Here is a 22,734-nt window from a genome sequence, read left to right on the forward strand (position 1 = left end):
GCAGCATTAACAAAGATGCATGCGCGCAGTTTTTAAACGGGAATTATTCAGTTTACTCCACTCGCTGATGGCTTATATCACCATCGGCGTGTTTCTGCTTGCCCTGGGGTTGTTGCTGTGGCTTTTTCCAGATACATCCATATTGGAATATGGATATGCAGAGCTAACAGGCTTTTTCAGCCTTTCGCCGTTTTTGCTTATGTTTCTTGCTCCGGCGCTAACGATGCGTTCCTTCGCGGAGGAACGAAAGGAGGGAACGTATATTTTGCTGGCTACGCGTCCGCTCACCGACTGGCAGATCATTTTTGGGAAATATCTGGCCTGCTTTGTACTTTTGCTTTTTGCGCTTGTACCGACATTGGTTTATTTTTATTCTGTTCACCGTCTGGCAATGCCGGAAGGAAATATAGATACTGGTGCTGTAATCGGATCCTATTTCGGGTTGATCCTTCTTGGTGCGTCTTTTATTGCCGTCGGTGTGTTTGCATCGGCAATGACCAAGAACCAGGCGATAGCTTTTGCTGTGTCAGTTTTTATATGTTTTATTGCTTATTCCGGACTTCAGGCTGTGAGTGCTGTCTTTGCACTGCGTCATATGGAAAATCTGTTGCTCAGCCTGAGTGTTAACACGCATTTCGAATCGATGTCGAGAGGTGTGCTGGATACGCGGGATGTGGTCTATTTCTTAAGCTTTATCCTGTTTTTTCTGGGGGGTACCAGGGTGTTACTGGAGGGGCGTAAGTGGTGAACAGATGGTTTAACAGATGGGGTAGATGGCTTATGCTGTCTCTGGTAATTCTTGTGGCTAATGTGGTCTCAAGTTTTGTGTACGCGCGATTCGATCTTACGGAGGAGAAAAGATATACGCTTAGTCAGCAAACCCGGTCGCTCGTCGAAAATATAGATAAGCCCGTAGTGATAACGGTTTTTCTGGACGGGGATCTGCCTTCTGCTTTTAAACGTCTTAGAAATAGTACGAAGGATTTGCTTAAAGACTATCAGGCGTACGGTGGAAGCAGCGTGCAGATCAATTTCGTTGATCCGATAGCCGATCTTACGGTAGCCATGCAGGATTCGGTCATCAACAGCTTGTATGAAGCGGGTATTGAGCCCACTACCCTTAATATTAAGAATGATGCGGGATTTGCACAGAAGACCATTTTTCCGATGGCCCTGATTGAGGCGAATGGCCGACAGATTCCTCTCAAATTGCTTCAAAACCAGGATGCCGGTGGTGGTTATGAGCATAACATCAATAGTTCGATTGAAAATCTCGAATATGCATTCACCTCAGCAATCGAGAAAGTTTTGAGCGACGATCAACTCAGAATTGGGTTTACGGAAGGAAATGGCGAACTGAGCGACGCCATGCTCGGCGACGCAATGGAGAGCTTATCGGCTCATCTGGAGGTTGGCAGAGTAGATCTGAACACCATCACAAAAGCTGGTCTGGATAAACTCAGTGCTCTTATTGTCGCTAAGCCGCAACAGGAATTTACGGAGGCCCAAAAATATAAACTGAACTATTTTGTAATGAGGGGAGGCAAAGTGGTATGGTGTATCGATCAGGTGGGTGCCGAACTGGACAGTATGGGAAAGGAGAACGAGCAACTTGCTTTTAACAGGAAACTGAACCTGGACGATATGCTCTTTGTATATGGCGCACGCGTGAATTACAATCTAATTGCCGACGCCAATTGTGCGGAAATTCCCTTAAGTATGGGCGGGAGGGAAGCCGGAATTCAACTGGCACCCTGGGTATATTATCCGCTTCTTATGCCTGATACAGCGAGCAGCCTGGTTAGGAATATCGACGCCGTCAGGACTGAGTTTGCAAGTACTGTGGATACGATAGGTGTGAAAGGTATAACTAAACGTACCCTGCTTTGGAGTTCTGCCTTCAATAAAGTATATGATACGCCGCGATTGTTGTCGCTGCAGTCGGTGGCTGAGCAGCCTGATCCTAAAGATTATTTAAGTGTTCCGAAGCGTGTCGCAGTTCTGCTGGAAGGATCTTTCCCCTCTGTTTTTGCCCACCGTCAGGTACCTTCAGGTATTCGTGAAACGTATGTCGTGCCTGAACGCAGTAAGGCGACTAAAATGATTGTTATTGGGGATGGGGATATCTTTAAAAATCAGGTAAGCAGCAGGGACGGATCTGTTTTTCCTTTAGGATTTGACAGATTTACTGGCCGAAATTATGGCAATAAAGTGCTTTTGTTAAATATTGTAGATTACCTTACGAGTGATAATGATCTCTTCTCGCTCCGCAATAAGAATGTCAAAATGAGATTGCTTGACAGGGCAAGGCTTCAAAGCGAGAAAATATTGTGGCAGGCCTTAAATATTGGTCTTCCATTACTGATGTTGATATCATTTGCGATTTTTCAACATTACTTGCGTAAGTACAGGTATGCGAGGTAATTTTTATATTTTTGAGACAGACTAAAACAACCATGAGATTCATTGTATCAACATCTACGTTATTAAAACATCTGCAAACGGTGAACGGTGCTTCGAGCACCAGTACGGTTTTGCCAATACTTGAAAACTTTCTGTTTGAAATAAAGGATGGTAATTTAACAATTTCGGCTACCGACCTGCAGACGAGTATGACAACCTCCCTGGCTGTGGAATCTAAGGAGGAAGGTAAGGTGGCAGTTCCTTCCAGGATACTGCTTGATACACTTAAGACGCTTCCTGACCAGCCGATCTCTTTTAACATTGATGACAACTCATTTTCTATTGAAATAAGTGCCGGTGATGGAAAGTATAAATTGAGCGGTGAGAATGGCGATGATTTTCCGAAGATACCGGTTGTTGAAAATGCCTCGTCAGTGAATCTGCCGGCGTCAGTACTTACTGAGGCGATTACAAAGACCATTTTTGCTGTAAGCAACGATGAATTGAGACCGGCCATGACGGGCGTTTACTGCCAGTTATCTGATCAAAATATCACTTTTGTGGCTACCGATGCGCACAAGCTTGTCAGATATCGCCGGAAGGACGGCAAAGCTGATAAGACGTCAGCATTTATTCTGCCTAAGAAAGCGCTTACCTTACTGAAAGCGGCGCTTCCGTCCAGCGATGTGAATGTTTCCGTGGATTATAATGCAACAAGTGCGTTTTTTAAGTTTGAAAATATTAATCTGGTATGTCGTTTAATTGATGAGCGCTATCCGGATTATGAGGCAGTCATTCCTGCTAATAACCCAAATAAACTGGTTATAGACCGTTCCCTGTTTTTAAATACGCTGCGTCGTGTTGTGATATTTGCGAATAAGACAACGCATCAGGTAAGGTTAAAAATAAACGGCAGTGAGTTAAATATATCTTCGGAAGATCTGGATTTCGCAAATGAAGCCCATGAAAGGCTTAGCTGTCAGTATGATGGTGAAGATATGGAAATTGGATTTAATGCCAGATTCCTGATAGAAATGTTAAGTAACTTGAGCGGCGATGAAGTGACCCTGGAGCTGTCTACGCCGAACCGCGCTGGGTTGCTTATTCCTCAAACCAATGACGAAAACGAGGATGTGTTGATGCTGGTAATGCCGGTGATGCTGAATAACTATGGTTAATTTATGTTAAAGAATACGTAATGGCTTGGTTTTTGACCGAGCCATTGTTATGTTTGGTAAACACTTTAATTAACAAATCAACATGAAAAGATTATATTTTTTGAGCCTGTTTAGCCTTGTGTTGCTCATGGGTTCTTGTATCAAAGAAGATCCGCCGGAACCTGTTGGCGAGGCAAAAGTGAGGTTTTTAAATGCTGCTTTGGGCTCTGCGCCTCAGGATATGTACATTAATGGCGGTAAAGTAGCGAATTCTGTAGCTCTTGAATATGGTACTTATTCACCATTTACTACAATTCTTTCAGGAGGAAACTTGTATGAGCTTTCATCTGACGGAAAAACAGCTAGCGCAAGCATAGCATACAGCGGTGTTATTGGTGGCAGTTACACCGTTGTTTTTTTTCAGCTCCTTAAGTCCCAAAGCGACGAATACAGGGCCGGAGTACTGGTGAACGATACAGAGCCGGTTGCGGGAAAAGCTAAGGTGAGATTTGCGCATCTCAACCGTTATCTGGAGCGTCACGTGAAAATACTTGACGAAAACAATCAGGTTTTGACAGAGGGCAATGGTTTGGAATTTGCACAGACCTCAAAGTATTTTGTTGTGGAACCGGGAATGAGGTTTACTGCAACTGCAACAGACGTTACCGATTCACCTGTAATTGATCTGGATTTGCAAGCAGGAAAAAATTATACGGTTTGGCTGGACGGCGAGACGGGTATGCAATTGCGAAGTCATAAAGTGATCGATAATTAGATTTTCGTGATCTGAAAATAAAAATATCATGGTTATTGCCATGATATTTTTATTTTTGGGCTTAATTTATTCGTCTTGGAAGTATTTAATTGGTTAGTAGATTTCCTGTTGCATATCGATACGCATCTGGAAGAAATCGTCAGAAATTATCAGCATTGGACGTACGCTATTCTGTTCCTTATTATTTTTGCTGAAACCGGTTTTGTAGTTACACCGTTCCTTCCGGGAGACTCGCTGTTATTTGCGATGGGAGCCCTTATTGCAGGAGGAAATACAGGCTTAAGCATCTGGGTTATGATGCTGCTGCTTATTGCTGCTGCGATACTAGGCAACACTTTAAATTACAAACTCGGTGGATTACTCGGAATTAAAGTTTTTAAAGAAAAGAATCGCATACTGAAGCTGGAGTACTATAATCAATCGCACCTTTTCTTTGAGAAGCACGGCGGAAAAGCCATCATCTTTAGCCGCTTCTTGCCGATTTTTAGAACTATAGCACCCTTTGTTGCGGGCGTTGCAAAGATGCCTTTCGCCAGATTTACGTTTTTCAACATTATAGGAGGAGTGGCCTGGATCGTAAGCTTGCTCATGGCTGGCTATCTGCTTGGTCAGATACCCGTAGTTAAAAAGAACTTCGATCTGGTTATCGTTGTAATTGCCGTCGTGACCTTCTTCCCTGCTATTTTTGCTGCCATAAAGGCTAAGCTTAAAAAGAAGCCGGCTACGGACAACGCAGATATTCCGGTTAGTTAAAAGTTATTTAGCGTCGGCTGACCTGCATCTACCCATGCGGAATACCAGAAACTTCCGATAGAGAGCATGGAAGCTCGCATTTGCAGCTCCACCATGTGGTTCATCTCTAGCTCATAGGCTTTGGCATAGGCTTTTGAATATTGCTTTAGCAGCTTGTTGTTTCTTTTGGAAAAACCGTATTTTTTATGTGCAGGAAAACTCGCGCTTACCTTTGCTTCACTGGACAGGACACATGCAAGAAGTGAATGTGAGTGGGCAATGACACGCCAGGCTTCCGTTAATGGATTTTCAATATATTTCGCTCTTCCAACCATGAAATTATAATTGCCTGCGAAAAGTTCCGGCAGCCTGCTTTCCCAGAAGGCATGAATGCCGACCTGATTGGTGAGTTGGCCGTCGTGATTGCTGCTGGTGTGCAATGGTACGTGTGCGTCTGCAACATAGTGGCCCAGATAAGCAGAATAGGTGAGTATCTTCATCGAATCACGTTCTTTAAAAGCATCCACCAGTTTATAATAGCTTTTTTCGATCTGCCAGGGTAAAATGCCCTGCTTATGTAAGGTAGATTGCCCGTATCGCGTAATGGCATCATTCCATTTGCGCGGTATACTGTCGATGTTTTTCTCGTATAGTTCCACGTCAAGATAATGCCTTGGCGCCTCTGCCGTATCAGCGTATCGCCTTTTATCGGCATCCACGGCATGATCGGAGAGGTAGGATACATTGTTTTTATAAAAGCGGAGCATTCCTGACGGAAGCGTATATATCGCCTTTCTGTTAATTTCCATATGGGCAAAAAACCCCCAGGAACTGCACAGCATGACAGTTATGACGGCTGTCGCCAAAATGACAAACCTCATTCTATACTTTTGCCCTTCATGGCTGAAGATACAGCTATATCCATCACACGTTCGGCAAATGGGCGGGTAAATTCATTGAGCTCATCTGCTTTCTTAAGAATATCGTCTTTCTGACCCTGACCTAAAGCCGTTTTTAATGAGAGGATATGGCTTCTTGTATCGGCGATCTCTTCAGGTGAAAGATATTCGCCGTGCTTTTCTAAAAACCGTTCAGCCGTATAAACAAGTTGTTCTCCTTCTCTTCTTGCTTCTATGAGCATACGCTGGGTGACGTCTGCTTCGGCATGGGTAATGCTATCGATCAGCATTTGTTCCACCGTTTCGTCTGTAAGACCATAACTCGGCTTGATGTCAACCTCCTGCTTTACACCCGAACGAAGTTCGATGGCTTGAACCGTTAAGATCCCGTCGGCATTGAGCAGAAAATTAATATCAACTTTCGGTAAACCTGCAGGCATAGCGGGTATCCCTTTCAAATCAAATTCAGCCAGTTTACGGTTTTCGTTTACCAGATCACGTTCACCCTGAAAAACCGATATCTTCATGTTTACCTGTCCGTCAACGGACGTCGTGTACTGCCGGCCAGCTTTGGTGGGTACTTTCGAGTTTCGTGGGATGATCACATCCATAAGTCCGCCAACCGTTTCTATGCCAAGAGACAGCGGCGTAACATCAAGTAAGAGGATATCAGACCGGTTACCCGCCAGAATGTCTGCCTGTATGGCTGCCCCGAGCGCAACCACCTCATCGGGGTTTAGCTGATCGTGCGGTTTCTTTTTGAAAAAGCTCTCCACTTCTTGTCTTACATAAGGCATACGGGTAGATCCTCCAACCAAAACAACCTCATCAATATTTTCAATTTCCCGTTTCGCATCAGCCAGCGCATGTTTGCATGAGGTTATCGTTTCAGCAACTTTATCCGCAATCAGGTCTTCAAAGGTTTGTTTGTCAAGCGTACACCAGATATCTCCCAATTGCTCATTAAAAAGATTTTGTGTAGAAAGCGCCTTTTTAGCGGCTTCAGCCTTGAGTCGAAGCGACTGCATAAGCGCGGTATCCGTTGCGACAACTTCGCTATTTAGTTGATTCTTTTCGATCCAGTAATGTACGATAGCACGGTCAAAGTCGTCTCCCCCAAGGTAAGTATTCCCATTGGTGGCAAGAACTTCAAATATGCCGTTTTGGATAGACAGTATAGAAACGTCGAATGTTCCTCCGCCGAGGTCATATACAGCGATAGTTTTCTGTTCGCTGGGGTCCAGGCCAAGTCCATACGCTAGGCTAGCCGCTGTTGGTTCGTTAACAATTCTCAAAACATCAAGGCCCGCAAGCTTACCGGCATCCCGGGTGGCTTGACGCTGACTGTCGTTAAAATACGCAGGAACAGTGATCACTGCCCGGTTCACGGGAGTCTTTAGTGCATGCTCTGCTCTTGCCTTAAGTTCCTTGAGTATTTGAGCAGAAAGCTCTACTGGGGTGTAAAATTTGTCGCCCGCCTTGATCCTGACCATCGAGTCAGTTTCATCGTCAATTATTTTGTAGGAAAAAGTATCCTGATGGTCAACAACATCCCTATAAGCTCTTCCCAACAACCGCTTAACTGAAAATATCGTATTCGCAGGGTCGGAGACGAGAAATTCTTTAGCCTCATTTCCGACCAGTGCTTCCCCATTTTCATTGAAATGGACAACTGACGGTACCAGTACACCCTTCCCGGTATCATTGATCACCTGGGGTTTTTTTTCGGGGTTGATGAAGGCTACCAGACTGTTGGTTGTTCCCAGATCAATTCCAACGATAATCTCTTCCTGCTGTATAGAGCCTGTTGCCAGGTTAATGGATATCTTTGCCATATGGCAAATTTACAAATCTTTTTTATGGATATTGTAAAGCCAAAGTACTATATCCTGGTAGCTGTCGGTGCCTTTTTTTTGGTTGTTCAGCTTAAGAAAGCGGTCGAACGCGACATCCATATAAGCAAACATCCCGCTGTTGTACTGACGCCAAAAGTTACGGTCTTTCTCGAGATTTTTGATGGTTTTCTGATTTATTGTCTGATAGAGTTTTTCATAGTCTTCAGGCGATTTGATCCTGATTTCAAACAGGATGCTTTTGAGCATAGCGTATGCAGCCGAGTAGCGAAAATTATCATCCGTGCTGTTGACCGCTGCGAGGTAACCAACCAGGTTGGCTTCGTCTTCTCGGCCTATGCCCAATTGGTGAGCGATTTCATGGCAGGTTACGAAGGGTAGAGATACTGACGGCAGGCGCATGTTTACATTAGCCTCTCCAGAAAGCGGATTGTAATAGCCTTCAATCCCCGCCCGCGTAATCAGGTAACTGTTCAGCACGGGCTTCACCGAAGGCTGGTTGTATCGAAAGAGCGGATATTGATTTTCCAGTCTCCGGTAGGCTGCACTAGCGATGTCGCGAAGTTCATTGATATTGTAGCGCCTGTTTTCGACGTGATCCAGACTATTCAGCCTCCCTATAAAAAACGATCCGAGTTGCACAAGCTGCGCGGTTGTGTATTTCTCGTTGGCGATGCCTAATTGCTTGTGTACCTGAGGGCGCGAATAGTTTAATCCCCATAACAGCTTAAATAGGAGATAAAGTATTAACAAGAAGCTGGCAGTCTGTATAAAGAGCAACTTAAACTCAGGGCGACCTGCGCCACCAGACTTTAATCGGATACAAAAGCGGACTAGCTGCCGGATAATATAAATAACGAGTGATACATACAACAAATCGCCGATAGCGAATGGTAGCATACTGCTGATCGTACGCTGGAGAATTGCAGTAAGCTGATAAAGGCCACGTGAATACAGCACCTCAACCGTAATATCGCTATAGCCCAATATATATACGATAATAGACGCCAGCATCAGCCAGAGAAGCTTTCTTAAGGCGGGGCTGGCGGCGACATACATTACCTGTTGAAGTTTAATCGCTTTCCGGTTTGGTTGGTCATAAACTTACCCTTATGGTATGCGAGTACGCCGGATACCAAAGTGTGCGTAATCTCCGATTGAAAGATCTGCCCCTCGAAAGGCGACCAACCGCACTTGTAAAGCACGTTTGCACGCGTCACCTTGACCGGGTCATTCAAATTTACGAGCACCAAATCTGCCCAATAGCCCTCACGGATATAGCCGCGCCTGTCAATGTTAAAGCATGTTGCCACATTGTGTGCGGTCTTTTCTGCGATCTGTGCCAGACTAATTCTTCCCTGATGATACATTTCCAGTAAGGCTGAGAGCGCATGCTGAACCAATGGGCCGCCGGAAGGAGCCTGTAAGTAAGGTTGCTCTTTTTCTGCAATAGTATGTGGGGCATGGTCTGTAGCAATCACATCGATATAACCATCAAGGACACCTTGCAAAATACCTTTTTTATCGGATTCCGTTTTAACGGCCGGATTCCATTTGATCCAGTTGCCTTTAGTTGCATAGTCACGGTCGTCAAACCACAGGTGATGTATACAGGCCTCTGCCGTAATCTTCTTAGCTGCAAGGCCAACGGAATTGTCGAACAGGCCAACCTCCCTGGCCGTTGAAATATGAAGGATATGAAGCCTCGTGTTATATTTTTTTGCAAGTTCTACAGCTAATGAAGACGATTTATAGCAAGCCTCTGCGCTTCGGATAAGCGGATGCATATCGATTGAAATGTTCTCGCCATAGTCCGCTTTGAACCGGGCCATATTAGCTCTGATAGTCGCCTCATCTTCGCAGTGGGTGGCCACGAGCATCGGTGCGTGTTTAAATATATTCTCTAACACGGTTTCATTGTCCACAAGCATATTACCCGTAGACGATCCCATGAACACTTTAATGCCGCATACATTCGCAGGGTCTGTTTTAAGTACTTCTTCCAGATTGTCGTTCGAAGCACCCATAAAGAAGGAATAGTTTGCCAGTGACACTTCTGACGCGATAGCATATTTATCGGCAAGCAGTGATTGGGTCAAGGTATTAGGTACGGTGTTGGGCATTTCCATGTAGGATGTAATCCCTCCGGCAACTGCAGCCATACTTTCTGTAAAGATGTCAGCTTTATGAGTTAGCCCCGGCTCCCTGAAATGCACCTGATCGTCAATCATCCCGGGGAAAAGATGTAAGCCATCAGCGTTGATTTCCTGGTCTGCCTGTTCCCCTATGGAACTTGCGATCTTGTGTATAAAACCGTCGCGAATTAATACATCTGCAACAATGATCTGGCCTTCATTTACAATTGAAGCCCCTTTTATCAGGATGGTGTTCATGCTGTCAAACTTAGAAAATAAGCTGAGGTTTTCAAAGGGCATGAGGCAGCCGGTAAAAAAATGCCTAAGTTTGCAGAATGCCTAAAGAATTTGAAGAATTCAACCTGAACAGACAAATATTGAATGCCGTAGCTGATGCCGGGTTTACCACCGCAACGCCCATTCAGGAAAAGGCAATTGCACCTGTACTATCGGGTCAGGACCTCTTCGGAATAGCTGAAACAGGGACCGGGAAAACAGCGGCGTACCTGCTGCCTATGATCATGAAACTTAAATATGCACAGGGTGATGCGCCGAGAGCCTTAGTTCTGGCTCCAACGCGTGAGCTGGCCATGCAGATTACCGAACATACCAGGCTTTTCGCAAAGTATACCGACCTCCGGACAGTGGTGTTATACGGGGGGCTGGGGCCAAAAACCCAGATTGAACAGCTTGGTAAAGGCGTAGATATTCTGGTTTCGACGCCAGGCCGTTTTCTGGACTTATACCTGGCAGGGCATATCAATCCGCAGTACCTGAAGTTCCTTGTGCTGGACGAGGCGGATAAAATGATGGATATGGGCTTTATCGGTTCGATACATCGCATACTTGAGGTTGTACCCCGCAAGCGGCAAAACCTGCTTTTCTCTGCAACCATGAGTGATCTGGTCCAGAAGATAGCTGGGGATTTTTTGAAGCATCCCACAATTGTTGAAGTTGCCCAGCAGGCCACGCCGGCGTCGACCGTTACACAGGTCTTGTACGAGGTGCCTAATTTCAAGACGAAGATCAACCTGCTTCGTTATCTGATGGAAGATGATGAGGATTTTAAACGGGTGATCATTTTTTGTAAGACGAAAACGGTGGCCGACAATATTTTCAGCTTTATCGAACGGCGGTTTGGCGCTGAGGCTGTGCGCGTGATCCACGCGAACAAAGGGCAAAACACACGTATCAATTCAATCAATGATTTCAAGGAGGGGAACATCAGGGTGCTGGTTGCTACCGATGTTGCGGCCAGGGGGATTGATGTTTCAGAGGTGAGCCATGTGATCAACTTCGATGTGCCTATCATTATCGAAGATTATGTGCACCGTATCGGTCGCACAGGAAGGGCTTTCGCCAAAGGCGATGCGCTGACCTTCTGTACGCCTGCCGAAAAATATTACATTGAAAAAATACAGAAACTGATCAGGCAGCAAATTCCTCTTGTACCTTTGCCCCAAGGCCTGTTTATTGAAGAAACCCCGTATGAGGAGAAGCAGGCTATGGCCAGAGCTATAGATGATCAGAAGCGTAAGGAGAATCCAGATTTTAAAGGAGCCTTCCACGAAAAGAAGAATGCTGCAGCCATTGCTGCCGCTGCCCGCAAGAAATCGTCAAAGGTTCCGCCCTGGAAGAAGAAGAAATTTAAAAAATAGGTTGCATGAAAGTCAGGCTCACCCCGTTAAACATCGTCACTGCGCTCTGCCTTGTAACGGCGGGCTGGCTGTTGCTGAAGGGCGGAGAACAGCAGTCGGAGCATATAGATATTTCGTGGACGATAGCGGCGCTGGCAATTCTGTCGGCCTTCGTCTCGTTTCTGTCCGACCAGGCCTTCAGAAAGTTTGTTCCTTCGCTTAGAAAGCTCTGGCTGCTGGAAGGCGTACTCATCCTATTTGTAATTATTGTTGTATTTATTGTAAAAGCTAGTATAAGTTAATGAAACAAGCAGAAATTAAGATTACAGTTGAGTTGGACGATAACAACGTTCCGGAAAATATCCTATGGGAATCGACAGATGCACAGACCCAGGAAAAGGTTGCCGTTAAATCGATGATGCTGGCCCTGTGGGACCACAATTACAAGAACTCCATGCGCATTGACCTTTGGACCAAAGATATGCCTGTAGATGAAATGAAGCGTTTTTTTTATGAGACCTTGCAAACTATGGGCGATAGCTTTCTGAAAGCAACGGGAGAAAAGCTAATCATTGAGGATTTGCGCGACTATTGTGCGCATTTCGCGGACAAAATGGGTATCAACACCAGAGGGTAAAAGCAATGAGAACGCAGGCAATTATCGGATCAGCATTGATGGCGGCGGGTGGCATGAGTCCGCTTATGCGTATTCCAATTACAGGCAACTGGAATTACTTTGACATCGACATGCGGTTGGCCGTAATCTTCTATATTTTCGTTGCGCTCGGATTTGCCGGCGCGTTTTTGGCGAAGCCGTTTTTAGTCCGCTTCGCGGGAGTTGCGGCAATCATCCTGGCGCTGATCACGCTTGCGGGAATTTATTTTCAAGCTCAGGACTCGTTCAGCTTTCTTCACTTTAAAAAGCTGGTGAACCTGGCCGCGGGCATGGTAAAATACAAATGGGGCTGGTACATCATTTTTGCCGGGGCTTTTGTGCTTGCAACAGTGAGACGGCGAAAAGTGCCCACCAGTCAGGTTACAACCGGTGCTTAAAGAGATAAAATATCTGATTATGAAGGAGGCGCTGCTGGAATGGCGCTCCAGATATGCCCTCAATGGAGTATTGCTGTATGTCGTATCTACCGTATTTGTCTGCTTTCTCTCCTTTGTCAGACCAGCGCCGCTCACCTGGAACGCGCTTTTTTGGATTATTATGCTTTTCGCATCTATTAACGCTATCTCTAAAAGCTTCCTGCAGGAAAGCAGGGGGCGGCAATTGTACATCTACACTATGGCCAGTCCTCTTGCGCTTATTATATCAAAAACGTTGTACAATGTTTTGCTGATGTCGGCACTTACCGTCATAGCCTTATTGTTTTATATGCTTGTGTTTGACTATGTGCCTCGTGATCTTGGACTCTATCTCCTGGCAGCATTGCTGGGCAGCATGAGTTTCTCTACCATCTTCACAATGATATCGGCCATTGCCTCCAAAGCCGGCAATGGTGGTATGCTCATGGCGATACTTAGTTTTCCCGTCGTTATTCCGGTTATCGTTTTGCTGATCAAGCTTACGAAGAACGCAATAGATGGGCTCGATCGCAGTGTGAGCACGGATGAGATCGGTCTGTTAATGATCATCAATGGCTTAGTCTGCGCTGTTACTTTGTTGTTATTTCCTTACCTTTGGCGCGACTGAAAAGAATATTCGCAGAATATATGACTAGCAATTGGTGGAAAATATTAGGTGCCGTACTCGTCGTCTACTCAACGGTCGGCGGTTTATTATCTGACGTTCCGCAACTGCCGATTTTGCACGAAAGTATCAGAAACCTCTATTTTCACGTTCCTATGTGGTTTGGTATGATTGTACTTTTCAGTATTTCCGTCTTCCACAGCGTGAAGTATCTGAGGACAAACAACTCAGTTGACGATATTAAAGCGGTCGAAGCTGTCAATGTAGGCGTAGTGTACGGTGTTCTGGGGATTGTGACGGGCGCTATCTGGGCCAGGTTTACCTGGGGTCAGGCATGGAGTTTTGATGTCAAACAAAATTTTGCAGCTATCGCCTTGTTATTGTATTTCGCTTACCTGGTGTTGCGCAATGCGATTGATGAAGAACAGAAGCGTGCAAAAATTGCTTCAGTCTATAACGTCTTTGCGTTTCCCATTATGGTCGTGCTTTTGTTTGTACTGCCGCGTCTCTCTGATTCATTGCACCCTGGAAATGGAGGCAACCCCGGGTTTAATGCCTATGACCTTGACAGTAGGATGCGATTGATCTTTTATCCTGCCTGTGTGGGTTGGATACTAATTGGCTGCTGGATTTACAGCATTTTTTACCGGCTCCGTCTTTTGGAGAAAAAAAACCTTCAGAATGATAAATAACCTATGTTTCACACTTTCAGAAAGTGTATATGCTTCAGGCAAGATCTATGTTGTTGTAGCCTGCATTGTGCTTATTCTGGCAGGATTACTGCTTTATCTGTTTTCCATAGAAAAAAGATTAAAAAAAATTGAGCGGAATTCTTCGTTAAAAAGTTGACCAAAAGCGCCTGTAGGCTGTGTTTTTGATGTTTTTCCGGCCTAGTGTTTCAGTTACACTAAGTGTTTTGATACTTGTTTTAATCGTTTTTTTTTAGGCAATTTTGCACGCATACCGAATAGGAACTTATTTCAAATTCATAAAAAACAATGGCTAATACAGCAAACGAAACCAATTTTTTTGCAGACGTATGCAAGAACTTTGACAGTGCAGCACAATTTACCTCGCATCCGGAAGGATTGTTAAACCAAATTAAGGCTTGTAACAGCGTGTACCGTTTCCAGTTCCCAATCCGCAGGGGCAACGGTTTCGAGGTTATCGACGCCTGGCGCGTAGAGCATTCACAGCACATGAACCCAACAAAAGGAGGGATCCGCTACAGCGATATGGTGAATGAGGATGAAGTGATGGCTCTTGCGGCTCTAATGACCTATAAGTGCGCGATCGTTAATGTTCCCTTTGGTGGTGCGAAGGGTGGCATTGCTATAAACACCAAGAATTATACTGTTGCCGAACTCGAAACGATAACAAGACGCTATACTACCGAACTAATCAAGAAGAACTTTATCGGGCCTGGTATTGATGTCCCAGCGCCTGACTATGGCTCTGGAGAACGTGAAATGAGCTGGATTGCCGATACGTATATGACCATGCACCCGGGTCAGTTGGACGCCCTAGGTTGCGTGACAGGGAAGCCGATAGCATTGCACGGTATCCGGGGGCGTAAGGAAGCTACCGGAAGGGGTGTTGCCTATGCGGTAAGGGAGTGCGTTAACGTTGCTGAAGACATGGAGAAGATCGGTTTAACCGCTGGGCTGGGCAACAAGCGAGTCATAGTCCAAGGTTTGGGAAATGTGGGGTACCATTCAGCGAAATTTCTTGCAGAATTTGGGGCGACCATAGTAGGGATATGCGAATTTGAGGGTGCTATTTACAATGCAAATGGCTTGAATATTGACGAAGTATTCGCTCATCGCAAGAATACAGGATCAATCCTGGGTTTCCCTGGGGCAACTGATTTCAAGAATTCCATGGAAGGACTCGAACAGCCATGCGATATACTGGTTCCTGCAGCACTCGAAAATCAGATAACCGAGACAAATATCAGAAATATTAAAGCCAAAATTATCGCAGAAGGGGCTAACGGGCCGACGACTCCGGAGGCTGAAGCCATATTCACAGAGATGGGTGGAATAATCATCCCGGACATGTATTGCAATGCGGGTGGTGTTACTGTTTCCTATTTTGAATGGTTAAAGAATCTCTCGCACGTGGCTTTTGGTCGTATGGAGAACCGTTATGCCGAAAATTCAAATGCTAACCTCATCAATACACTCGAAAGTTTAACTGGCAAGCAAATTCCAGCGGAACACAGGGTCATGATTGTGAAGGGTGCTTCGGAACTGGAACTTGTAAACTCCGGCCTGGAAGATACCATGATCCACTCGTACCATGAGATCAGGGAGAATCTGATCACAAAGCCGGGCGTACAGACCCTTAGAACTGCTGCCTTTGTTGGCGCTATCGACAAAATTGCCGTGTCTTATATGAGCCTGGGTATCTGGCCATAATCTGCACGCATCAAATATACTGCAAACGCCTGAAGAGAAAACCTTCAGGCGTTTCTTTTGTAGGGTGGTGAGATATTTCATTCTTTGTCAGAGAACTATCAATATATGACTGCAGCGGGCAATTGGATCCTTGCAATGTATCCGGGGCACTTATATTTTTTATCTTTGTATGGGTTCTATAAACTTTTAGTACAACATGAGGAAAAGTGCCATTATTGGTTTAATAACGATAGCAATCTGTGTGGGTTTTCTTGTTAGTCTGAATGCAGATACCAGTACCTATTCTACGTTTACAGAAGCTGCCAAAGATTCCAGAGAGTTTCATGTTATGGGATATTGGGAAAAAAGCAGAGGCACCTATTACGATGCACGGAAAGATGCCAATCACTTTGCTTTTTACATGAGAGATGAAAAGGGTAAAATAAACAAAGTGGTATATAAAGGAACCAAACCGCAAGACTTTGAACGCTCCGAAAAGCTTGTTCTAATTGGCGAGATGAAGGAAGGCACATTTTACGCTTCAAAAATATTGATGAAATGTCCATCTAAATATAACGACGACCTTGTCGAGGTTAAGCAGGATGGTACAGTAGAGAAAAGTAATTAATGGATTTACAATTTATTGGAGAAAACCTCCTTCCCGGTAAAATCGGCCAGTTTTTTATTGTGCTTGCCTTTGGTGCCGCTTTGCTTTCCTCCATCGCTTATTGTTTTGCCACGCGTAGTAAGGATTCTGGCGATCACTCATGGACTGTAATCGGCCGGGTTTCCTTTATGATCAACTGGGTAAGTGTTATCGGTATCGGTATCACCTTGTTCTATCTTATCCTGAACCATAACAATGAGTATTATTATGTGTATTCCCATTCTTCAAAAGAATTGCCGGTATACTATATCGTATCTGCATTTTGGGAAGGGCAGGAGGGCAGTTTTTGGTTATGGGCCTTCTGGCAGTCGCTCCTCGGAGTTATACTGATCCGGAAAGCAAGGTCCTGGGAAAATGGAGTCATGATGGTGGTTGCTCTGTCGCAGGTATTTCTATGTTCCATGCTTCTGGGCGTTGACATATTCGGTGAAAGAATAGGCAGCTCACCTTTTATACTGTTAAGAGAAGCGGTAAACCTTCGTGAAATGGCTCCAGTAGTGTTCGCTGACACGGAGAATTATAAGAACTACCTTAAGTTTATCACAGATGGACGTGGTCTGAACCCTCTGTTGCAAAATTATTGGATGGTTATACATCCGCCCACCTTATTCCTGGGGTTTGCAAGCATGGTAGTGCCTTTTTCTTATGCGATAGCCGCGCTTTGGCAAAAGAGATATACCGAATGGATAAAGCCAGCTATGCCCTGGGCGCTTTTTGCTGTGATGATATTAGGTGCGGGTATTATCATGGGATCCTTTTGGGCCTATGAAGCGCTCAACTTTGGCGGTTTCTGGGCTTGGGACCCGGTAGAGAATGCATCATTGATTCCATGGCTTACGCTGATTGCCGGTGTTCATGTCATGATTGTTTTTAAAAATACCGGTCACGCCTATTTCACCGCGATTGCATTGGTATTGCTGAGCTTTGTGCTTGTGTTATATGCGTCGTTTTTAACAAGAAGCGGTATTTTGGGAGATACCTCGGTACACTCATTCACCGATCTCGGAATGTTTGGTCACCTGATTCTTTACAACCTGCTGTTTCTCCTTATTCCCGCGGGACTTCTTGTGGTCAGATGGAAAGAGCTTCCGATTACCAATAAAGACGAGGAGACTTATTCTCGGGAATTCTGGATGTTTATTGGCGCACTCGTTATTACCGTCGCCTGTATCCAGGTGATTTTTACGACTTCGGTACCGGTTTTTAACGCGGCATTCGGTACCAACTTCGCCCCGCCTATCGATGCTGTAAAATACTACAATCAGCGACAGGCTCCCTTTGCGGTGCTCATCACCCTGATATCCGGTTTTTCCCAGTTCATGAGATATAAGCGGACGGATGCACGCAAGTTTTTCAGCGGGCTTATCGCCTCTCTGGTGTTCTCAGCGATTGTGACGGCTGCGTTCGTATACATAGCTGGCATCTACAACAACTTCATGTACATTCTATTAGCATTCAGCTGCATTTTTGCCATATTGTCTAATGGTACAATACTCCGACAGGTCTTTGGTGGAAAGCGCAAGCTAGCTGGCGCAGCTGTCGCGCATATCGGGTTTGCAATGCTTCTGTTGGGAGCACTTGTTGCTGCGGCTACCAATAAGCCTATTTCTCTAAACGCATCTAACTTCATTCCTGTGAAGGATTTCGAGAAGGTGGAGAAACCGGGAGAAAACATTGTCTTGTATAAAAATGAGCCTAAAAAGATGGGTAAGTATACGGTGACATATGTTAGCGATACTGTTATTGCACCCAATACATTTTATAAGTTAAACTTTAAGGTCTATGATGAGCGTACCGGTGAGCTGAAGGAAGACTTCGATCTTAACCCGCAAATCCAAGCTAATGAGAAAATGGGTTTGATTCCATCGCCAGACACGAAGCACTATCTTACCTATGATATTTATACGCATGTAACGAGTGCCCCTGCGGAACAGGAAGAACATGCCGACCATGAAGGACGCAGCGAGGAAGATAATTATAAGGCACCGCGGATTGTGAATGTTAATATTGGTGACACCATACACACAGCAAGTGGAGTGATCACCGTAAAGGGAGTAAACAGCAGTCCGGAAGCTAAGGATTTAAAACTCGCTGCAGGAGATTTGGCTGTGGGCCTTCCGCTAGAGGTAGATGTGAACGGGCGCGTGTATAAGGCCGAACCTATCTACTTGATTAAAGGCAACAATATATTCGATTTTGCACGTAATATTGATGATCTTGGATTGAGGTTCCGTTTTACCAAAATACTTCCAGAAGAAGGAAAGATGGAGCTGCAGATATTCGAAAAGCCGCAACAGGCTAAAGACTGGGTGGTTTTCAAATCAATAGAGTTCCCGTTTATAAACCTTTACTGGCTGGGAACGATCATCATGGTTGTGGGATTTATGATCTCTATATTCAGACGGCAAAAGGAGGTTGGCACTGTCCGATGAGAGTGGTGTGTATAGGATCAGGGAACGTTGCTACTCACTTGGCAAGGGCCTTCAAGACTGCAGGCAATGAAATAGTCCAGGTATGGAGCAGGAGCGCCAGTCATGCTTCTGAGTTGGCATGTATTGTAGGCGCCGAAGTGCTTGAAAATCTTGATGAAGTTGAAGATGCCGCAGACCTGTATCTAATAGCAGTTAAAGATGATGCCATCCCTGAAGTAGCCGAAACACTTGTCGGCGTACAAGGCGTTGTGGTTCATACTTCGGGCGCTACGAATGTCGACATATTGGCAGGGCACGCCCGATATGGTGTTTTTTATCCTCTGCAAACATTCTCAATACAAAAAGAAGTAGACTTTGCTGAAGTACCATTATGTGTGGAAGCCGCGGATGAGGAAACTTTGCGTTTTTTGAGTGGTTTGGGTGCGGAGCTTGGCAGTCAGGTATATCATATCGATTCTGAGAAAAGGAGGGCACTTCATTTGGCAGCAGCGTTCGCATGTAATTTTGTAAATCACCTCTACACATTGAGTCATACGATTCTTGAAAAACATCAAATGAGTTTTGATATGATCAGGCCGCTTATCAGAGAAACCGCAGATAAAGTGCAGGCTGATTTACCAGAAAACGTGCAGACCGGTCCGGCGGTACGTAATGATAAGCGATCGATGGATGCCCATCTGGAGATGCTGAGTAGCGACCCACAACTGTCTAATATTTACCAGATTTTGAGCAATAGCATTAAAAAAACGCAACATTAGTTATTAATGCAGTTTTTGCTCCGTATTTTTGATAACAAATTATGAGTATTTATAAACTAAAAATAAACTTTGAAGAGGCAGGGAAGGAGCCGGTAGAGTTGCCCATAGCAGGTGGGGAGTCTGTGCTTGATGCCTGTCTGGATAACGGAATAGAACTCCAGCATAATTGCGGAGGCGTATGCGGATGCAGCACCTGTCATGTCTATGTGCTCCGGGGTATGGATAATATCCAGGAAATATCTGACAAAGAAGAGGACTTCATTGACCGCGCCGTTCGGCCCAGAATTACCTCTCGGTTGGGTTGCCAGTGTGTCGTTATAGATGGAGACATTGAGGTCACTATACCTGACCAATCAGAATTTTTAGGCCATTAACATTAGCACCATATATTATGCAGGAGAAATTTGCTTTACCTATCTACTGGAACGACTACGAAGACATCGCTCAGGAATTGTACGAAAAATTCGGTGACGAATTCAATGAGGCGAAAATTTACCGTGTGAGGTTTACCGAATTGCTTGACTGGGTACTAGAACTTCCGAATTTTAAAGGCACAAGGGAAGAGAGTAACGAAGGGCATCTGGAACAAATTCAATCAGCCTGGGTGTATGAATGGAGAGACAATCAGGACTGATGTTTCTGCAAAAACTCGATGCGATCAAGACGCTGATCTTTGATGTAGACGGTGTACTCACAAACGGTGATATCATCGCTTCCGAAACGGGGGAATATTTACGTACTTTTAACATCAAAGATGGCTACGCATTACAGCTTGCCGTAAAACGCGGTTTCCTGATTGCCGTGATATCTGGCGGATACGGTGCAGCCATGAGACGACGCTTTGATGGTTTGGGTATACAAGAGATATTTCTAGGCGTGTCCGACAAAGTATCTGTATTAAAGGATATCATCTCGAGGCATCATTTATCTGCCAATGAAATATTGTATATGGGAGATGATATTCCTGACTATCAGGTCATGCAAATGGTTGGTCTTCCTGTATGTCCGGCCGACGCAGCCGTGGAAATAAAGGCTATCTCTCAATATATTTCCCCCTGTAATGGCGGGAAAGCAGCAGTTCGCGACGTCGTTGAAAAGGTAATGCGGGTGCAAAACAAATGGTTTGATGAAAACCCTTCCGCAAACGATTCCGCGAAATAAAGAAGATTGTAACAATTAAGTTGCTCAATGACGTTAAACTAACATAGCAGCAATGGCTCTAACTGCTACAAACATTAAAACGACATGAAAAAATTATTAGTGATCTGTGGACTGTTATTCGCGGTAGTAGCGTCCTCACAAGCTCAGGAAGGCCAACGCCGTGGCCGCATGGGGGGTACACCGGAAGAGCGGGCAAAAAGACAAACAGAGGTGTTGTCTGAGCGATTGAAACTTTCAGATGAGCAAAAGGCGAAAGTTAACGCGTTGTATCTGGAACAAGGAAAGAAAATGGTAAAATTACGCGACTCATTGGGAGACAATCGTGAAGGTTTTATGGGTGTAATGATGAAAGCAAATGAAGAAACAAACAAAAAAATCACTGCCGTATTAACCGATGATCAGAAAAAGTCATTTACTGCATTGCAGGAGGAGCGGAGAGAGGCTATTCGGAAACGTCAGCAAGAGAATCAACGTTAGAAATATTTGAATAACGAATAAAAAACAAAGCGGCTTAAGCCGCTTTTGTTATTTTTGCGATATACCCAAAGCGAATGTATAAGCAGACACTCCCCATTATATTGGCCTCTAAGTCGCCACGAAGGCAAGAACTCATGAAAGCTATGGATCTTGAATTTAAGGTTGAGATCAGAGAAGTAGATGAAAGCTATCCCGCGGGCTTGGCCCCTGCTGAAATTGCTGTTTTCATTTCTGAAAAGAAGGCCATGGCTTTCCCAGAGCAAACTGCGGATCATATCGTGATCACCGCAGACACCATCGTAGCTTCAAAGGGACAGATTCTTGGCAAGCCTGCAGATTCAACTGACGCTGTGAGGATGTTGAAGCAGTTATCCGGAGAAGTACACCATGTATTTACGGGAGTAACCATCAGTTACCGAGGTAATATTCTGTCATTTTACGATGAGACTGAAGTAGTATTCAGGGAACTTACAGATGAACAGATCAATTATTACGTTGAACAATATAATCCGCTCGATAAGGCGGGGTCGTACGGGATCCAGGACTGGATAGGGATGGTAGGCGTGGAGCGCATCAGCGGATCTTATACCAACGTGATGGGTTTGCCTACTGAAAAGCTTTACCAGACGCTGCTTGCCATCTGATCAGTTACCGTCAATCATAGTATAGAGCATACCCATTTTCATATCATAGGCCGAGAGATAAAAACGGTCAGGCTTAACCATGTCAATCACATAATTGGTCAATATTGTAGCCATAACGATCATGTCTACCCTCAATGGAATGATTTCCTTTGTGTTGGCCCGCTCCTGGTGGGTCGATGTCATTAGCCACTGAGATACTGATCTGAATCGAGCCATATCTAATTCCTTCGCTGCCGCTGGACTGGTATCCTCGGGATATAGCAAAGCAGCAAAGGTTTCAAAAGCTCCTGCAGATCCAATCATCAGCCTCGGTCGGTGTTCTTCGCATGCCTTCTCCAAGTCAGAAGTCACAGATTCAATGTGACGGAGTATGGCGAGGTGGTCGTCGGCACTTATAGGATCCGATCGAAAAAAGGCCTGTTGCAATCGTGCAACGCCGATATCATAACTATTTTTCCAAAGTATTTTCTGATTATTGCCAATAATAAATTCAGTGCTACCGCCTCCAATATCTATAGTGAGCGCAGTAGCGTCTATTATACCTGTAGCTCTTACGCCCGCATATATAAGTTCTGCTTCTATCAATCCGCTGATGACTTCCAGATGTATACCAGCCTTAGCGGCCGCTTCGGCCACGAATTGCTGCCCGTTTAGGGCATTACGTATCGCAGAAGTTGCGACGGCACGCACTTTAACAACCCCATAGCTATCCATTAGCTCGCGAAAACAAACGAGTGTGTCTATGCCTTGCGTAAAAGCTTCGCCTGTAATAATATTTTCGTTGATCCGGTTTCGGCCGAGTTGCACGCCTACCGTCTCTTTATGAAGGATACGCATCAGGCCAGCATCAACCACTGCGATAATCAGATGAAAAGTATTTGTGCCAAGGTCTATAACTGCTACAATCAT

26 protein-coding genes are annotated in these 22,734 nt (G+C 44.9%); 21 read left to right on the top strand and 5 right to left on the bottom strand.

Annotation, left to right across the window (positions count from 1 at the left end):
* Positions 1 to 19 precede the first annotated feature (19 nt).
* The 5 genes from gldF (at position 20) to QEP07_RS14890 (ending at position 5,088) form a co-directional block, all read left to right on the top strand.
* On the top strand, positions 20 to 748 hold the full coding sequence (gldF, locus tag QEP07_RS14870; protein ID WP_256007361.1) for a gliding motility-associated ABC transporter permease subunit GldF: 729 nt from the start codon (positions 20 to 22) through the stop codon (positions 746 to 748).
* Positions 745 to 2,424, top strand: coding sequence for a gliding motility-associated ABC transporter substrate-binding protein GldG (gldG, locus tag QEP07_RS14875; RefSeq protein WP_350223382.1), 1,680 nt, complete (start codon positions 745 to 747; stop codon positions 2,422 to 2,424). Before gldF ends, gldG begins: the two co-directional genes overlap by 4 nt.
* Positions 2,425 to 2,456: 32 nt before the next feature.
* Positions 2,457 to 3,581, top strand: coding sequence for a DNA polymerase III subunit beta (gene dnaN, locus QEP07_RS14880; protein WP_256007363.1), 1,125 nt, complete (start codon positions 2,457 to 2,459; stop codon positions 3,579 to 3,581).
* A gap of 82 nt (positions 3,582 to 3,663) precedes the next feature.
* Entirely contained in the window at positions 3,664 to 4,335 is a 672-nt protein-coding gene (locus QEP07_RS14885) for a DUF4397 domain-containing protein (RefSeq protein ID WP_256007364.1), read from the top strand.
* A 75-nt stretch (positions 4,336 to 4,410) separates the two neighbouring features.
* Positions 4,411 to 5,088: a DedA family protein gene (locus QEP07_RS14890; RefSeq protein WP_256007365.1), complete on the top strand. Its 678-nt coding sequence runs from the start codon at positions 4,411 to 4,413 to the stop codon at positions 5,086 to 5,088.
* Here the strand turns inward: QEP07_RS14890 and QEP07_RS14895 are convergent.
* The 4 genes from QEP07_RS14895 to QEP07_RS14910 all read right to left on the bottom strand — a co-directional run bounded on the left by QEP07_RS14895 (position 5,085) and on the right by QEP07_RS14910 (position 10,212).
* Positions 5,085 to 5,876 carry a zinc dependent phospholipase C family protein gene (locus QEP07_RS14895; RefSeq protein ID WP_256007366.1) on the bottom strand — a complete coding sequence of 264 codons (792 nt, stop codon included), beginning with the start codon at positions 5,874 to 5,876 and terminating at the stop codon, positions 5,085 to 5,087. The genes QEP07_RS14890 and QEP07_RS14895 overlap by 4 nt on opposite strands.
* 68 nt (positions 5,877 to 5,944) lie before the next feature.
* Positions 5,945 to 7,801 (bottom strand): Fe-S protein assembly chaperone HscA, encoded by a 1,857-nt coding sequence (gene hscA / locus QEP07_RS14900; protein ID WP_285010944.1) that lies wholly within the window; start codon positions 7,799 to 7,801, stop codon positions 5,945 to 5,947.
* Positions 7,802 to 7,810: 9 nt separating this feature from the next.
* A complete protein-coding gene (locus QEP07_RS14905) occupies positions 7,811 to 8,878 on the bottom strand; it encodes a DUF3810 domain-containing protein (RefSeq protein ID WP_285010945.1) in 1,068 nt (355 codons plus the stop codon).
* Complete coding sequence (locus tag QEP07_RS14910) at positions 8,878 to 10,212, bottom strand: dihydroorotase (protein WP_285011147.1); 1,335 nt, start codon at positions 10,210 to 10,212, stop codon at positions 8,878 to 8,880. The genes QEP07_RS14905 and QEP07_RS14910 overlap by 1 nt, the downstream gene beginning before the upstream one ends.
* A 77-nt stretch (positions 10,213 to 10,289) precedes the next feature.
* On the opposite strand from QEP07_RS14910, the gene QEP07_RS14915 reads away from it, so the two are divergent.
* The 16 genes from QEP07_RS14915 (at position 10,290) to QEP07_RS14990 (ending at position 21,825) form a co-directional block, all read left to right on the top strand.
* The gene (locus QEP07_RS14915; RefSeq protein WP_256007369.1) at positions 10,290 to 11,612 is read left to right on the top strand and encodes a DEAD/DEAH box helicase; all 1,323 of its coding nucleotides are present in this window, start codon (positions 10,290 to 10,292) and stop codon (positions 11,610 to 11,612) included.
* 5 nt (positions 11,613 to 11,617) lie between these two features.
* The gene (locus tag QEP07_RS14920) at positions 11,618 to 11,893 is read left to right on the top strand and encodes a hypothetical protein (RefSeq protein WP_256007370.1); all 276 of its coding nucleotides are present in this window, start codon (positions 11,618 to 11,620) and stop codon (positions 11,891 to 11,893) included.
* Positions 11,893 to 12,228, top strand: coding sequence for a gliding motility protein GldC (gene gldC / locus QEP07_RS14925; protein WP_256007371.1), 336 nt, complete (start codon positions 11,893 to 11,895; stop codon positions 12,226 to 12,228). Before QEP07_RS14920 ends, gldC begins: the two co-directional genes overlap by 1 nt.
* Positions 12,229 to 12,233: 5 nt before the next feature.
* Complete coding sequence (locus tag QEP07_RS14930; protein ID WP_256007372.1) at positions 12,234 to 12,644, top strand: hypothetical protein; 411 nt, start codon at positions 12,234 to 12,236, stop codon at positions 12,642 to 12,644.
* Positions 12,637 to 13,290 carry a heme exporter protein CcmB gene (locus QEP07_RS14935; RefSeq protein WP_256007373.1) on the top strand — a complete coding sequence of 218 codons (654 nt, stop codon included), beginning with the start codon at positions 12,637 to 12,639 and terminating at the stop codon, positions 13,288 to 13,290. Before QEP07_RS14930 ends, QEP07_RS14935 begins: the two co-directional genes overlap by 8 nt.
* A 20-nt stretch (positions 13,291 to 13,310) precedes the next feature.
* On the top strand, positions 13,311 to 13,979 hold the full coding sequence (gene ccsA / locus QEP07_RS14940) for a cytochrome c biogenesis protein (RefSeq protein WP_285010946.1): 669 nt from the start codon (positions 13,311 to 13,313) through the stop codon (positions 13,977 to 13,979).
* Positions 13,969 to 14,136 (top strand): CcmD family protein, encoded by a 168-nt coding sequence (locus tag QEP07_RS14945; RefSeq protein ID WP_256007375.1) that lies wholly within the window; start codon positions 13,969 to 13,971, stop codon positions 14,134 to 14,136. The genes ccsA (QEP07_RS14940) and QEP07_RS14945 overlap by 11 nt, the downstream gene beginning before the upstream one ends.
* Positions 14,137 to 14,285: 149 nt before the next feature.
* Positions 14,286 to 15,707: a Glu/Leu/Phe/Val family dehydrogenase gene (locus tag QEP07_RS14950; RefSeq protein WP_256007376.1), complete on the top strand. Its 1,422-nt coding sequence runs from the start codon at positions 14,286 to 14,288 to the stop codon at positions 15,705 to 15,707.
* 196 nt (positions 15,708 to 15,903) lie between these two features.
* A complete protein-coding gene (locus QEP07_RS14955; RefSeq protein ID WP_256007377.1) occupies positions 15,904 to 16,314 on the top strand; it encodes a cytochrome c maturation protein CcmE domain-containing protein in 411 nt (136 codons plus the stop codon).
* Positions 16,314 to 18,785 (top strand): cytochrome c biogenesis protein CcsA, encoded by a 2,472-nt coding sequence (gene ccsA / locus QEP07_RS14960; RefSeq protein ID WP_285010947.1) that lies wholly within the window; start codon positions 16,314 to 16,316, stop codon positions 18,783 to 18,785. Before QEP07_RS14955 ends, ccsA (QEP07_RS14960) begins: the two co-directional genes overlap by 1 nt.
* Positions 18,782 to 19,543, top strand: coding sequence for a Rossmann-like and DUF2520 domain-containing protein (locus QEP07_RS14965; RefSeq protein WP_285010948.1), 762 nt, complete (start codon positions 18,782 to 18,784; stop codon positions 19,541 to 19,543). The genes ccsA (QEP07_RS14960) and QEP07_RS14965 overlap by 4 nt, the downstream gene beginning before the upstream one ends.
* A 41-nt stretch (positions 19,544 to 19,584) precedes the next feature.
* Positions 19,585 to 19,917, top strand: a complete 333-nt coding sequence (locus QEP07_RS14970; protein WP_256007380.1) for a 2Fe-2S iron-sulfur cluster-binding protein — start codon at positions 19,585 to 19,587, stop codon at positions 19,915 to 19,917.
* A gap of 17 nt (positions 19,918 to 19,934) precedes the next feature.
* A complete protein-coding gene (iscX, locus tag QEP07_RS14975; RefSeq protein WP_256007381.1) occupies positions 19,935 to 20,177 on the top strand; it encodes a Fe-S cluster assembly protein IscX in 243 nt (80 codons plus the stop codon).
* Positions 20,156 to 20,704, top strand: coding sequence for a KdsC family phosphatase (locus QEP07_RS14980; RefSeq protein ID WP_285010949.1), 549 nt, complete (start codon positions 20,156 to 20,158; stop codon positions 20,702 to 20,704). Before iscX ends, QEP07_RS14980 begins: the two co-directional genes overlap by 22 nt.
* An 84-nt stretch (positions 20,705 to 20,788) precedes the next feature.
* Positions 20,789 to 21,181 (top strand): DUF4890 domain-containing protein, encoded by a 393-nt coding sequence (locus QEP07_RS14985; protein ID WP_285010950.1) that lies wholly within the window; start codon positions 20,789 to 20,791, stop codon positions 21,179 to 21,181.
* Between the two features lie 74 nt (positions 21,182 to 21,255).
* Entirely contained in the window at positions 21,256 to 21,825 is a 570-nt protein-coding gene (locus tag QEP07_RS14990) for a Maf family protein (protein WP_256007384.1), read from the top strand.
* On the opposite strand, the gene QEP07_RS14995 is transcribed toward QEP07_RS14990, so the two are convergent.
* On the bottom strand, positions 21,826 to 22,734 hold the full coding sequence (locus QEP07_RS14995; RefSeq protein ID WP_285010952.1) for a Ppx/GppA phosphatase family protein: 909 nt from the start codon (positions 22,732 to 22,734) through the stop codon (positions 21,826 to 21,828). It lies immediately after the preceding gene.

It is taken from the genome of Pedobacter faecalis (assembly GCF_030182585.1).
Lineage (GTDB): Bacteria > Bacteroidota > Bacteroidia > Sphingobacteriales > Sphingobacteriaceae > Pedobacter > Pedobacter faecalis.

What these genes read in the sequence shown, in the direction of transcription:
- gldF (WP_256007361.1), top strand. Translation starts at nt 20, where the DNA reads ATGCGCGCAGTTTTTAAACGGGAATTATTCAGTTTACTCCACTCGCTG.
- dnaN (WP_256007363.1), top strand. Translation starts at nt 2,457, where the DNA reads ATGAGATTCATTGTATCAACATCTACGTTATTAAAACATCTGCAAACG.
- QEP07_RS14885 (WP_256007364.1), top strand. Translation starts at nt 3,664, where the DNA reads ATGAAAAGATTATATTTTTTGAGCCTGTTTAGCCTTGTGTTGCTCATG.
- QEP07_RS14895 (WP_256007366.1), bottom strand. Translation starts at nt 5,876, where the DNA reads ATGGAAATTAACAGAAAGGCGATATATACGCTTCCGTCAGGAATGCTC.
- hscA (WP_285010944.1), bottom strand. Translation starts at nt 7,801, where the DNA reads ATGGCAAAGATATCCATTAACCTGGCAACAGGCTCTATACAGCAGGAA.
- QEP07_RS14905 (WP_285010945.1), bottom strand. Translation starts at nt 8,878, where the DNA reads ATGTATGTCGCCGCCAGCCCCGCCTTAAGAAAGCTTCTCTGGCTGATG.
- QEP07_RS14910 (WP_285011147.1), bottom strand. Translation starts at nt 10,212, where the DNA reads ATGAACACCATCCTGATAAAAGGGGCTTCAATTGTAAATGAAGGCCAG.
- QEP07_RS14915 (WP_256007369.1), top strand. Translation starts at nt 10,290, where the DNA reads ATGCCTAAAGAATTTGAAGAATTCAACCTGAACAGACAAATATTGAAT.
- QEP07_RS14920 (WP_256007370.1), top strand. Translation starts at nt 11,618, where the DNA reads ATGAAAGTCAGGCTCACCCCGTTAAACATCGTCACTGCGCTCTGCCTT.
- gldC (WP_256007371.1), top strand. Translation starts at nt 11,893, where the DNA reads ATGAAACAAGCAGAAATTAAGATTACAGTTGAGTTGGACGATAACAAC.
- QEP07_RS14930 (WP_256007372.1), top strand. Translation starts at nt 12,234, where the DNA reads ATGAGAACGCAGGCAATTATCGGATCAGCATTGATGGCGGCGGGTGGC.
- ccsA (WP_285010946.1), top strand. Translation starts at nt 13,311, where the DNA reads ATGACTAGCAATTGGTGGAAAATATTAGGTGCCGTACTCGTCGTCTAC.
- QEP07_RS14945 (WP_256007375.1), top strand. Translation starts at nt 13,969, where the DNA reads ATGATAAATAACCTATGTTTCACACTTTCAGAAAGTGTATATGCTTCA.
- QEP07_RS14950 (WP_256007376.1), top strand. Translation starts at nt 14,286, where the DNA reads ATGGCTAATACAGCAAACGAAACCAATTTTTTTGCAGACGTATGCAAG.
- QEP07_RS14955 (WP_256007377.1), top strand. Translation starts at nt 15,904, where the DNA reads ATGAGGAAAAGTGCCATTATTGGTTTAATAACGATAGCAATCTGTGTG.
- ccsA (WP_285010947.1), top strand. Translation starts at nt 16,314, where the DNA reads ATGGATTTACAATTTATTGGAGAAAACCTCCTTCCCGGTAAAATCGGC.
- QEP07_RS14965 (WP_285010948.1), top strand. Translation starts at nt 18,782, where the DNA reads ATGAGAGTGGTGTGTATAGGATCAGGGAACGTTGCTACTCACTTGGCA.
- QEP07_RS14970 (WP_256007380.1), top strand. Translation starts at nt 19,585, where the DNA reads ATGAGTATTTATAAACTAAAAATAAACTTTGAAGAGGCAGGGAAGGAG.
- iscX (WP_256007381.1), top strand. Translation starts at nt 19,935, where the DNA reads ATGCAGGAGAAATTTGCTTTACCTATCTACTGGAACGACTACGAAGAC.
- QEP07_RS14980 (WP_285010949.1), top strand. Translation starts at nt 20,156, where the DNA reads ATGGAGAGACAATCAGGACTGATGTTTCTGCAAAAACTCGATGCGATC.
- QEP07_RS14985 (WP_285010950.1), top strand. Translation starts at nt 20,789, where the DNA reads ATGAAAAAATTATTAGTGATCTGTGGACTGTTATTCGCGGTAGTAGCG.
- QEP07_RS14990 (WP_256007384.1), top strand. Translation starts at nt 21,256, where the DNA reads ATGTATAAGCAGACACTCCCCATTATATTGGCCTCTAAGTCGCCACGA.
- QEP07_RS14995 (WP_285010952.1), bottom strand. Translation starts at nt 22,734, where the DNA reads ATGATTGTAGCAGTTATAGACCTTGGCACAAATACTTTTCATCTGATT.